Genomic DNA, 13,331 nt, shown 5'->3' with positions numbered 1-13,331 from the left:
TCTTTATAAATTTCTTTAATAACTTTTCGTTTCATTTTCATGGTTGGTGTTAAATGTCCAGAGTCAATAGCCCAAATATCTGGTGTGATTTCAAACTTTTTTATTTGCTCCCATTTACCAAAGTTGGTGTTTGCTTCGTCTATTTCTTCTTGAATTCTATCGTGCAAAGCTTGATTTGTAATAATATCTTCTTTAGAATTAAAAGAGATGTTATGTCGTTTAGCCCATTCTTCAACAAATTCAAAATTTAACTGAATTAATGCAGCTGGCATTTTTTCGCCTTCGCCAATAACCATTATTTGTTCAATAAATCGAGATTGTTTAAATCGGTTTTCAATTAAGGCTGGTGCTACGTACTTTCCGCCAGAAGTTTTAAACATTTCCTTTTTTCGGTCGGTAATTTTCAAGAATCCTTCGCTACAAATTTCACCAATATCTCCCGTATGAAAATAATCGCCAGTCATTACTTCAGCTGTTTTTTCGGGATCTTTAAAATAGCCTTGCATTACATTTGGACCTTTAACTAAAATCTCACCATCTTCAGCAATTTTTACTTCAACATTATCAATCACTTTACCAACAGTACCAATTCTAAATCCGCCATTACGTTGATCGTTTACCGATATTACTGGCGATGTTTCTGTGAGCCCATAGCCTTCCATAATTGGCATTTCAGCAGCTGCAAATACGCGCGTTAACCTGGGTTGAAGAGCTGCGCTACCAGATACCATTAAATCTAAATTTCCACCAAGGCCTGCTTTCCATTTACTAAAAATAAGTTTTCGTGCTAATTTGAGTTGCTTTTCGTACCACCAGCCATTTTTACCATAAGGTTCATATTTCAAACCTACTTTAACAGCCCAAAAGAAAAGCATCTTTTTAATGCCAGTTAAATCGCTACCTTTTGCTATAATTTTGTCATATACTTTTTCGTAAAGTCGAGGAACAGCAGTCATTACATTTGGTTTAACCTCTTTAAGATTATCGCTAATAGTTTCAATAGATTCTGCAAAATAAATTTCTACACCACAGTATTGGTATAAATACAAAATCATACGTTCAAATACATGACAAACAGGAAGAAAACTTAAAGATTTAGATTTACCATAATGAAAAGGTACTCGTTTTTCGCTATCCAAAACATTTGAAACTAAATTGTTATGCGATAGCATAACACCTTTAGGCTGTCCAGTAGTTCCAGAAGTATAAATTAAGGTTGCTAAATCGTTAGGTTTAACAGCTTTCTTTCTAGATTCAACGTCGTTTTGATTGGTATTATCTTCTCCTAATTTAAAAACTTCATTCCAATTATTTTCTCCAGAAATATCATCAAAAGTATATACATTTTTAAGATTAGTATTGCTTTTTATAGTGTTTAATTTTTTTATGATTTCTGCATCCGATACAAAGCAGTAAGTGGCTTCAGAATGATTTAAAATATACTCGTAATCTTCAGCAGAAATAGTGGGGTAAATAGGCACGTTTTGAGCACCAACTTGTAAAACACCAATATCTAACACATTCCATTCGGTTCTGTTAGTTGATGAAATAACTGCAATTTTATCATTTGGTTGTACGCCTAAACGCAATAAGCCTCTACTTATAGCATTGGCTTGATTTACGTATTCTTGACTTGAAATTGATTGCCATTCTCCATTGTATTTTGTGGTGAATGCTTTTTCTAAATTATAGGTGTCTAATTGATAATATGGAAAATCAAAAATTCGTGTAATCTTTGTCATTTGCTATTTGTACTTAGTAGTCTTGCAAAGTATGAAATTAAAAGTGATTTTCAAATTCACTAAATAAATACCATGTAAATGGACTGATTTTTAAAATTAAAAATCATTTTTTTACCTATAACATATATAATTTTGAATAAAATTGAGAAAAAGATCTATATTTTTTTAATTATTACGAATAATGCAAAAAAACTATCACTTCTTATATTAAAAATAATTAAAAATCTAGCATCCGTTGATGGATGTTTTAAGATTAGATAAAAACACTGATTTTTTTATTTATAAAGGTTTTTATTTCAAACGTTTTCGTAAATAAAATGCTCTTTAAAAACCTTGTTTTAAGTTGTTTACTGATAAAAGTCAGTTTTAAAATTAATTACTGTAGTTACCTTTGAATATTGAGAAGATATACAAAGATTTTACAAAATATTAATAAGATAAAACAATGGAAGTAAAACAATTTAAAAACGGAATTTGGACTAAAAAAGTCAACGTAAGAGATTTTGTTATAAATAACATTACGCCTTATCACGGCACACACGAATTTTTAGTGGGCCCAAGTACTAAAACCCAAAAGTTGTGGGATGTTTGTAAAGCAGCCACCAAAGAAGAAAGACAAAATAATGGTGTGCGTTGCGTAGATACCGAAACCATTTCAACGGTTAGTGCTTTTAACGCTGGTTACATCGATAAAACCAACGAGGTTATTGTTGGTTTGCAAACAGATGAATTATTAAAAAGAACCATGAAACCTTTTGGTGGTTTTAAAGTGGTTCAAAAAGCATTGTCTGAGCAAGGTGTTCAACCTAATGAAGCCATTACCGAGTTGTTTTCAAAATATGTTAAAACACACAACGATGGTGTTTTTGATGCTTATACTACAGAAATTTTAAAATTCCGCTCTTTAGGATTTTTAACAGGTTTACCAGATAATTATGCTAGAGGTAGAATTATTGGCGATTACCGTCGTGTGGCACTTTACGGCATCAACTTTTTAATTGAAGCTAAAAAAGAAGATTTAGAAAAGATTACTGGCCCTATGACAGAAGCTATTATTCGTTTACGCGAAGAAGTTTCTGAACAAATAAAAGCGTTAAAAGAAATGCTAGCCTTGGGTGCTAAATATAATTTAGACTTAGGGCGTCCAGCAGAAAATGCACAAGAAGCTGTACAATGGACTTACATGGCTTATTTAGCTGCTGTAAAAGAGCAAGATGGTGCGGCCATGTCTTTGGGTAATGTATCTACATTCTTAGATATTTATATTGAAAACGATTTACAAGACGGCTTAATTACAGAAGAAGAAGCTCAAGAATACATCGACCAATTTGTGATGAAATTACGAATGGTACGCCATTTAAGAATGGGTGCTTACGACGAGATATTTGCAGGCGATCCAACTTGGGTAACCGAAGCTATTGGTGGTATGTTTGATGACGGAAGAACTAAAGTGACTAAAACATCGTTCCGTTTCTTAAACACATTATATAACTTAGGGCCATCACCAGAACCAAATATGACGATTCTTTGGTCTGAAGATTTGCCACAAAATTTTAAAGATTATTGCGCGAAAGTTTCTATTGATACGTCTTCAATTCAGTTTGAAAATGATGCATTAATGCGTAAAAGTAGAGGTTCTGACGATTACGGAATTGCTTGTTGTGTATCATATCAAGAATTAGGCAAATCTATCCAATTCTTTGGAGCTCGTACAAATCTTGCTAAAACTTTATTATTAGCTATTAATGGTGGACGATGCGAAGAAACCGGTGTACAAATGGTTGATGGTATTGAAGCTTGTGATTGTGAGTATTTAGATTTTGATAAAGTTATGGCTAACTTTAAAATAGCCATGAAAGAAGTAGCACGAGTTTATAATGATTCTATGAACATTATCCACTACATGCACGATAAATACTATTACGAAAAAGCACAAATGGCTTTAATAGATACCAATCCAGAAATTAACATTGCTTACGGAATTGCAGGATTATCTATTGTAGCAGATTCACTTTCAGCTATTAAATATGCTAAAGTAAAACCAATTAGAGATGAAGACGGTTTAACGGTTGATTTTAAAATAGAAGGCGAATTTCCATGCTATGGTAATGATGACGATAGAGTAGATGTACTAGCAGCAAATGCAGTTACCGATTTTAATAACGAATTAAAGCAATTACCAGTTTATAAAAACGCCGAACCAACTATGTCTGTGTTAACCATTACATCAAACGTGTCTTATGGTAAAAAAACAGGAGCAACACCAGATGGAAGAGCTAAAGGTATACCGTTTGCACCAGGTGCAAACCCAATGCACGGGCGCGATTCTAATGGAGCCATTGCATCATTAAATTCGGTAGCTAAAATTAATTATGAAGATTCTCAAGATGGTATCTCAAATACCTTCTCTATTGTGCCAAAATCTTTAGGTGCTAATAAAAAGGATCAAATAGAAAATTTAGCAACTATTTTAGATGGTTATTTTTCTAGAAATGCACAACATATTAATGTGAATGTGCTAAATAAGGAAACCCTATTAGATGCTATGGAACACCCAGAAGAATATCCACAATTAACTATTCGTGTTTCTGGTTACGCTGTAAACTTTGTTAGATTAACTAAAGAGCAGCAATTAGAAGTTATTACACGTTCTTTTCATGAATCCATGTAAACTTTGTTAATATTTTGAAAAAGCATCTGAATAAAGAATTAGTCAATTTTATTCAGATGCTTAACTAAAAACAAAACGTATCAAAACAACCGAAAATATATTAAAAGTACATTCCATCGAATCTTTTGGTACTCACGATGGTCCAGGAATACGCTTTATTGTATTCTTACAAGGTTGCAAACTAAAATGTTTGTATTGCCATAATCCAGATTCTATTGAAACCTCAGGAGGTAAAGAATATCATATTGAAGAGTTGGTACAAATGGCACTTAAAATGAAACCATACTTCGGGAAAAAAGGAGGTGTTACTGTTTCTGGTGGCGAACCTTTACTACAATCAAAAGCATTAATTCCATTTTTTAAAAGATTAAAAGAGGAAGGCATCCATACCAACATTGATACTAATGGCAGAATATTAAATCATTTTTCAAAAGAGTTATTAGATGATTATGCAGATTTAATTATGTTGGATATCAAACACATGACAGAAGTTGGTTATGTAGCATTAACAGGAAAACCCAATAAAGAAATCGCTTTTAATTTAGCAAAACACAGAGAAGATTCAGGAAAAAAAATGTGGTTGCGCTATGTTCTAATCCCAGAAATTACCAGTAAACCAGAAATTTTGCATGCCTTGGGCAAACATTTCAAAGATTATAAAACTATTGAGAAAATTGAAATTCAACCGTATCATAAATTAGGTATTCATAAATGGGAAGCTTTAGGTTGGGAGTATCAACTTAAAGATGCTCGCGAAAACACCGAAGAAGAGTTACAAGCAGCCTCAGAGATATTAAAACCCTACTTTAAAGAAGTAAAGATTAATTAAAAGTGTTTTTAAAATTGACACTTAAATTGTAAATATTATGAAAACACAAAAACTTAAAAACCGTTGGTTAATTGCTGCTTCGGCTGTTGGAATTCATATTTCAATAGGGTCTGTTTATGCCTATTCGGTAATGACAAATCCTGTAAAAGATATTTTTGATGTAGATGGAAGTGTAATAAAATGGGCGTTTAAGATTGCCATTTTATTATTAGGCTTATCAGCGGCATTTTTAGGGCGTTGGGTAGAAAAAGTAGGGCCAAGAATAAGTGGTACCACTGCAGGGATTTTTTATGGTGTTGGTATTTTAGGCTCAGGTTTAGCGGTTCAATTAGAATCTTTATGGCTGTTTTATCTTTGCTATGGTGTTATTGGAGGTATTGGTTTAGGACTTGGTTACATTACACCAGTAAGCACATTGGTAAAATGGTTTCCAGACAAACGTGGTTTAGCAACAGGAATGGCAATAATGGGATTTGGTTTTGCCGCCTTAATATTCGGCCCTGTAATGCAATCACTTTTTGATGCTATTGGTGTATCAAATGCCTTTTATATTTTAGGAATTATTTATATGATTTTAATATTATCATCTGCTAGATATATTGAAAAACCACCAGAAGGCTATTTACCAGACGGTTTTAAATCTGGTGAAGGTAAGACCATAAAAGCCGATATTTCTAATATCGATGCCAATGCCTCATTAAAGACCTCACGTTTTTATTACATCTGGATTATGATGTTTATAAATATTGCTTGCGGTATCGCCATCATTTCAGCAGCAAGTCCAATGATGCAAGAAAAACTAAATTATACACCTATGGAAGCTGCAACTATTGTTGGTTTAATAGGTGTGTTTAATGGTTTGGGGCGAATTTTATGGTCAAGCCTTTCAGATTATTTAGGACGCACAAATACCTATATTATATTCTTTGTGTTTCAAATACTTGCATTTTATTTCTTACCAAAAATATCCATGGAAATAACATTCTTAGTAGTCTTATTTACTGTAATTACCATGTACGGTGGCGGTTTTGCAACTTTACCAGCATTTTTAGGAGATTTATTTGGTACAAAACAATTAGGTGCTATTCACGGTATGGTATTAACGGCTTGGGCACTCGCAGGTATTGTTGGTCCTACAATTTATGATGTGGTTAAAAATGTAACAGGATCATTAGACACTACTTTAGAAGTCTTTGCAGGCTTATTTATAATAGCGTTAATTGTTTCGGTGTTAATGAAAAAAACAGTAAGTAAAGCGTACAAAAAAATGGACGAAAAACTAAAGTTTGTATAGACTTTATTTTTTATTTGAAGAGAAAAGCATTTTCATTTTTTTTTGAAAGTGCTTTTCGTTTTTAGATAGTGACTTCTTATTTACTTTTTTATGAATTTATCAATTTTAAAGTTAATAAAAAAGAGATTTTTAAATTTTAAATACTAAAAATTAAGAGTATGTTGTATGATTCACTGATTACATGATTTTTATCATAAATATTCCTTCCTATAAATTCTACTTTTACTTGTCCTTTTAACAAAAAGAAATTTAAAAATTAATATTATGGAAATACTTGAAAATGTAAAGCCTAGAGTTTACAAATTTGGAGACAAGGCAGCTGATGGAAACAGTAAAATGAAGAACTTACTAGGCGGTAAAGGAGCGAATTTAGCAGAAATGAGTGCTATAGGAATTCCTGTTCCACCAGGATTTACAATTACAACTGAGGTTTGTACTGAATATAATTTACTAGGTAAAGATGCTGTTGTTGATATGATTAAAGAGGAAGTGGAAGCTTCAATAACTAATATAGAATCTTTAATGGGCACAACTTTTGGCAATAAAGACAATCCGTTATTAGTGTCTGTACGTTCTGGTGCTAGAGTGTCTATGCCAGGAATGATGGATACGGTTTTAAATTTAGGAATGAATGATGAGGTTGTACTTGGCTTAGCAAAGAAAACCAATAACGAACAATTTGCTTGGGATTCGTATCGTCGTTTTATTCAAATGTATGGTGGCGTGGTTTTAGGAATGAAACCAGCTTCAAAAGAAGATATCGATCCGTTTGAAGAAATCATGGAGCATCTTAAAGAAAAAAGAAATATTGAGTTAGATACAGAATTCACTATTCAAGATTTAAAAGATTTAGTCTATGATTTCAAAGATGCTGTTAAAAAAAGAACAGGACATGATTTTCCAACTAATCCTTGGGATCAACTTTGGGGAGCAATCATAGCCGTGTTTAATAGTTGGAATGGTAGTCGAGCTGTGTATTACAGAAACATGAATGGTTATCCTGCAGATTGGGGGACAGCCGTAAATGTTCAAGCCATGGTTTATGGTAATATGGGGGAGAACTCTGGAACAGGTGTTTGTTTTACACGTGATGCTGGTACAGGTGAAAATGTGTTTAATGGAGAATATTTAATTAATGCACAAGGCGAAGATGTAGTTGCTGGGGTGAGAACACCACAACAAATTACTCAATTAGGATCTCAACGTTGGGCAGAATTAGCAAAAGTTGAAGAAGCAGATAGGGTTGAAAATTATCCTTCTTTAGAAGAATTAATGCCATCTATTTTTGAAGAATTAAACACCTATCAAGATATTTTAGAAAAGCATTATCGCGATATGCAAGATATGGAGTTTACCATTCAAGATGGAAAACTCTGGATTTTACAAACCAGAAACGGTAAACGTACAGGTGCAGCCATGGTAAAAATTGCGATGGATTTATTAAAAGAGAAAATGATAGATGAAAAAGAAGCCTTGCTTTTAATAGAACCAAATAAATTAGACGAGCTTTTGCATCCAGTTTTCGACCCAAATGCTTTAAAAAGAGCTAATATTATAGCTCAAGGTTTGCCAGCATCACCAGGTGCAGCAACAGGTAAGATTGTGTTTTTTGCTGATGAAGCCGATAAATATAAAAACAGTATTCTAGTTCGTATTGAAACGTCTCCAGAAGATTTAGAAGGGATGAATATTGCTAAAGGTATTTTAACTGCACGAGGTGGTATGACATCGCATGCGGCTGTTGTAGCAAGAGGTATGGGGAAATGTTGTATATCTGGAGCAGGTGCTTTAAAAATAAATTATAAAACCAGAACGTTAACCGTTGGAGACCATGAATACCATGAAGGCGATTGGATTTCATTAAATGGTTCAACTGGTAATATTATTGAAGGTAAGGTAGCTACTATAGAGCCAGAATTAAGTGGTGAATTTGCTGAGGTTATGGAACTCTCAGATAAGTATGCAATAATGAAAGTTAGAACCAACGCAGATAGTCCAAAAGATGCCAAAATAGCCCGAAGTTTTGGTGCACAAGGTATAGGCTTAACTAGAACAGAACACATGTTTTTTGAAGTAGACCGAATTAAAGCCATGCGAGAAATGATTCTTGCAGATACAGTAAAAGGCAGAAAACAAGCTTTAGAAGATTTACTACCTATGCAACGCACAGATTTTGAAGGCATTTTTGAAGCTATGGAAGGTTTATCTGTAACTATTCGTTTGTTAGATCCGCCATTGCATGAGTTTGTACCACATCAATTAGCAACCCAAAAAGAACTTGCTGAGGAGATGCATATCTCATTACAAGCTGTTAAGAATAAAGTAGCTGATTTGGAAGAGTTTAACCCAATGCTTGGTCACAGAGGTTGTAGGTTAGGAAATACCTATCCAGAAATTACTGAAATGCAAACACGTGCCATTATTGAGGCGGCTCTTAATTTAAAAGAAAAGGACATTATTTGTAAACCAGAAATTATGGTGCCTTTGGTAGGAACAGTTAAAGAATTTGAAGCTCAAGAACAAATTATTAGAAACACAGCTAATACAATTTTTAAAGAGCGAAATAACAGTATTGAGTATTTAGTTGGTACTATGATTGAAGTTCCTAGAGCTGCTTTAATGGCAGATTTAATTGCAGAAAAAACAGATTTCTTCTCTTTCGGAACAAACGATTTAACACAAATGACTTTTGGGTATTCTCGTGATGATGCAGGTAAATTTTTACCAATATATATTGAAAAAGGTATCTTGAAAGTTGATCCTTTTGAAGTTTTAGATCAAGAAGGAGTTGGTCAATTAGTGAAAATGGGAACTGAACGAGGTAGAAGTGTGAAACCAAATTTAAAAGTTGGTATTTGTGGCGAACATGGAGGTGAACCAAGTTCTGTAGAGTTTTGCTATAATTCAGGAATGGATTACGTGAGTTGCTCGCCTTATAGAGTTCCAATTGCACGATTGGTATCTGCGCAAGCTGCTATAAAGGCAACGTTATAATTTTTCTGTGTATTTAATAAATCCCTAAAGTATGAGTTTTTACTTTAGGGATTTATTATTAAATTTTAGTAATCAATACGATTAATAAATAGATGTTTTTTCAATTCCAATGGGTTTTGAAAATATCTTGAAGTTGTGCATATTGCTCGTCGGTATCACCATAAGCCTGTCGCAGTTTTTTTAACTCAACTTTCATGTCTTTTATAATTTCTGAATAAGCTGAATCATTATAGGCATTATAATTTTCGTTTGGGTCTTTTTCTAAATCGTAAAACTCCCAAGCTGGAGTTGTACTTTCTTTTGAAGAGTCTGTCATATCTAAAGATTGGCCGTAAAAAAAGGCGAGTTTGTATCGCTTATTTCTAATTCCAAAATGCCCAGGTCTTATAGTATGGTTTGTCCAATATCTATAATAAGCAGATGTTCTCCAATCCTTGGGAGTATTGTCTTTAAGATTTTCACGAAAACTTTCGCCTTGAAAAGACTCCGGTTTTTCAATACCAGCATAATCCGCAAATAATGCAGGGAAATCGATGTTTAAAATAATATCGTCTAAACGTTTTCCTGCTACAATCTCTTTAGGATATCGAATTACAAATGGCATTCTGAGTGATTCATCATAAATTAATCGCTTATCAAAAAAACCGTGTTCACCTAAAAAGTAACCTTGGTCTGCAGTGTAAATTACAACGGTATTTTCAGCTAAACCAGAAGCTTCTAAATAATCTAAAATCTTACCAATATTATCATCTATGGCAGCACCAGAACGCATAAAGTCTTTTATAAATTTTTGATAGGTGGCTTTACGAGCAGAAATGCTGTCCATCTCATTTGTGTAAAAAGGCAAACCTGGGTATTTACACCACCATTTTTCAGGATCGTTTGAAGCTTGTTCGTATCTCCAAGCTAAATTCTCTAATTTTTGACCAACAAAACTTCGTCCAGTTGTTTCAGGTGAAAAGTCTAATAATGATGCTGGTTCTGGTATTTCAACATCATTATACAAATCGTTATAGCGTTCAGGAAAATCAAAAGGTTCGTGAGTTGCTTTAAAATGCGTCATTAACATAAACGGTTTTTCTTCATCTCTTTTATTTAACCAATCTAAAGATAATTGCGTAATCACATCAGTTGAAAATCCTTCGTGAACATCCCAAGCTTCAGATGGTTTATGGAAATTTTCTGAAGTCCTTAAAATAGGATTCCAATAACGACCTTGATCGTGTAAAATGTTATAATAATCAAATCCCGAAGGTTCTTTTTTTAAATGCCATTTACCAATAATAGCAGTTTGATAACCATTTTTATTTAACACCTTAGCTATGTTTAAGCTATCAGGGTGTAAAGCGTCACTTAATGTGTAAACTCCATTTTTATTACTGAATTGCCCCGTAAGAATACTGGCTCTACTTGGTACACAAATAGAATTTGTGCAAAATGCATTGTTTAACACAGCGCCTTCATTTGCTAATCGGTTAATGTTTTTATTTTGAACATAATCCTTTAAAATACCACCATAAATCCCCCATGCTTGCGAGGTGTGATCATCAGACATGATAAAAAGGATATTGGGTTTTATTACAGCTTGTTTTTCTTCGGATTTACAACTAAATATTAGAAAGATTCCAACAAATACTATCGTGATATTGCCTATAATTTTTCGCATTTCTATGTTATTTTATAATGATTTCATCAATAAAAATCCATCCAGGGTTACCAACCCCTTCATGCTCTTTAGAAATATTTTTAATACCTTTTATTTTTACTTTTATAAACTGAGCTTTTTGTTTAGTCTGAATAGTTAGGGCATCGGTAAAATTATGTTTAGTGTTGATTTTTGTTGAAGATTTAGATTGGATGGTTTTGCTGAAACTTATGCCATCATTAGAAAAACTAACATCGAATAGTTTTGGACAAAACACCCAATTTGATGGATTGTGCAAATAGCCAATAGTTATTTCTGAAATAGGCTTTATTTCATTCAAATCTAAAATAAACTCTAAATCGTTTCCTTCTTGTCCAATCCATTGCCCAGAACTATAATCAACATAGCCACGTTTTCCATCAATTAAAACTTCAATATTTTTATATCGGTTATTAAGTTTATTTACCGACTTAATTTTTCCGTTTATTCCTAAGTGATTTATAAATTCTGTTTTTTTAGGAATATCGGTTTCATAACCATGTTCCCAAGCTAGATATTTTGCTTTAAGCTCCTCAACAATTTCTGGGTATTCGTTTGCTAAATTTGTCATTTCTGAAGCATCTTCATTTAAATTAGATAGAAATAAAGCATCATTTTCCAAATCTAATTTTCCTTTATGTGAGGTGTCTTTTGGGTAACCCATAAGTTTCCAATTACCATTTCTAACGGCCCATTGGTTACCGTATTTCCAAAAAGCATCTGTTCTTTGTGAAGCGGTATTTGGTACTTTAATCATTTCAGACATATTTAAACCATCAATGTTTTTTGGTAAATTATTAATATTGCAAAGCTTTGATAAGGTTGGTAACCAATCGATGTTCATTATAAATTCATCATTTACAATATTTTCGGGTAAGTTGTTTTTCCAGCTTATTATAGTTGGTAATCTTATACCGCCTTCAAACAAACTGCTTTTTGCGCCACGATATGGTCCCGAATTTCCGCCGCCATTAAAAGCACGTGTTTCTGTAGAGTAACCATTATCTGATTGATAAATTATAATAGTATTATCTCGTATTCCGAGGGCTTCCAGTTTATCTATTAAGAATCCTATGCGTTCATCTATTGTCGAAATAAAAGCAGCGTAATCCCCTCTAGGTTTTTCAACATGTTTATAGTAATCTCTCCACTTATTTGTGGGTTGATAGGGATAATGTGGCATATTGATGGCGTAGTACATAAAAAAAGGATATTCTTTATTTTCTTCAACATATTTTAAAGCTTTATTTGAAGCTAAATCTGGAAAATATTCACCGTCGTAAAAAACCTCTTTTCCGTTTTCATATAAGTCATGAATATTGGGGCCCGCCCAAAAGAAATAATGCGAATAGTTATCAATACATCCTCTTAAATGCCCGAAGGAATAATCGAAACCTTGTGCGTTTGGCGACGTTTCTGTGCTCATCCCTAAATGCCATTTGCCAATATGCCCAGTTTTATAACCGTTGTCTTTAAATAATTCGGCAAGTGTATATTGCTCGTTTGGCATACCATGAGAATTCGGGACATGTGAGGTGTTGCTATATACACCAGCATTTTGAGGGTATTTTCCAGTTAATAAAGCGGCTCTCGATGGTGCACAAACTGGTGCAGCTACGTAAGCTTGTGTAAATCGAGTTCCTTCTTTTGCAAGTTTATCAATATTCGGGCTGTAAATATCTGAAGCACCGTAGCACCCCAAATCAATGGCACCTTGGTCGTCAGTATAAATAATAATTACATTTGGTTTATTTTGAGAAAAGCATTGTAAACTAATCAATAAGATGAGCAAACTAATTTGCTTTTTATTTAGAAGCGGAATGAAATTAATTTTCATGGATTACAAGAATAACTTATTAAAGTTAAAATAATATAAATTAATTTGATGGTTTTTTAGACTAATAGCATGCCTTTTGCTGTAAAAAACATATTTGATGAGGTCATAAAAAGTTGAAGAAGCAATTATAATGATGCCTAAGTTGTAAACTATTATAAATTGTTGCACAGAAAAAAAAGCATTTTGTATTTTTGAAGTCAATTTCGGGATGTGGCGCAGTCCGGTTAGCGTACACGGCTGGGGGCCGTGTGGTCGCAGGTTCAAATCCTGTCATCCCGAC

The 13,331-nt window shown here is 33.3% G+C and carries 7 protein-coding genes and 1 tRNA gene; 5 read left to right on the top strand and 3 right to left on the bottom strand.

What is annotated here, in order from left to right; translation table 11 throughout:
- On the bottom strand, positions 1–1,742 hold a 1,742-nt coding region (locus tag AADI82_RS09120; RefSeq protein ID WP_341216135.1), incomplete at its 3' end, for an AMP-dependent synthetase/ligase.
- 445 nt (positions 1,743–2,187) lie between these two features.
- Here AADI82_RS09120 and pflB point away from each other — a divergent pair.
- The 4 genes from pflB to ppdK all read left to right on the top strand — a co-directional run bounded on the left by pflB (position 2,188) and on the right by ppdK (position 9,530).
- Positions 2,188–4,413: a formate C-acetyltransferase gene (pflB, locus tag AADI82_RS09115; protein ID WP_341216134.1), complete on the top strand. Its 2,226-nt coding sequence runs from the start codon at positions 2,188–2,190 to the stop codon at positions 4,411–4,413.
- A 79-nt stretch (positions 4,414–4,492) separates the two neighbouring features.
- Positions 4,493–5,242, top strand: coding sequence for a pyruvate formate-lyase-activating protein (pflA, locus tag AADI82_RS09110; RefSeq protein WP_341216136.1), 750 nt, complete (start codon positions 4,493–4,495; stop codon positions 5,240–5,242).
- Between the two features lie 37 nt (positions 5,243–5,279).
- Positions 5,280–6,536: an OFA family MFS transporter gene (locus tag AADI82_RS09105; protein WP_341216133.1), complete on the top strand. Its 1,257-nt coding sequence runs from the start codon at positions 5,280–5,282 to the stop codon at positions 6,534–6,536.
- A gap of 264 nt (positions 6,537–6,800) precedes the next feature.
- Positions 6,801–9,530 (top strand): pyruvate, phosphate dikinase, encoded by a 2,730-nt coding sequence (ppdK, locus tag AADI82_RS09100; RefSeq protein WP_341216132.1) that lies wholly within the window; start codon positions 6,801–6,803, stop codon positions 9,528–9,530.
- A gap of 100 nt (positions 9,531–9,630) precedes the next feature.
- Here ppdK and AADI82_RS09095 read toward each other — a convergent pair whose 3' ends face one another.
- Together AADI82_RS09095 and AADI82_RS09090 are read right to left on the bottom strand one after the other, a co-directional pair.
- Complete coding sequence (locus tag AADI82_RS09095) at positions 9,631–11,196, bottom strand: sulfatase (RefSeq protein WP_341216131.1); 1,566 nt, start codon at positions 11,194–11,196, stop codon at positions 9,631–9,633.
- Positions 11,197–11,203: 7 nt separating this feature from the next.
- Positions 11,204–13,051, bottom strand: coding sequence for a sulfatase-like hydrolase/transferase (locus AADI82_RS09090; RefSeq protein ID WP_341216130.1), 1,848 nt, complete (start codon positions 13,049–13,051; stop codon positions 11,204–11,206).
- A 204-nt stretch (positions 13,052–13,255) separates the two neighbouring features.
- On the opposite strand from AADI82_RS09090, the gene AADI82_RS09085 reads away from it, so the two are divergent.
- Positions 13,256–13,330, top strand: a tRNA-Pro gene (locus AADI82_RS09085).
- The last annotated feature ends 1 nt before the right edge of the window (position 13,331 follow it).

The organism is uncultured Wocania sp. (genome assembly GCF_964021735.1).
Classification (GTDB): Bacteria; Bacteroidota; Bacteroidia; order Flavobacteriales; family Flavobacteriaceae; genus Wocania_A.
This window is presented reverse-complemented; position numbering and strand designations above follow the sequence as displayed.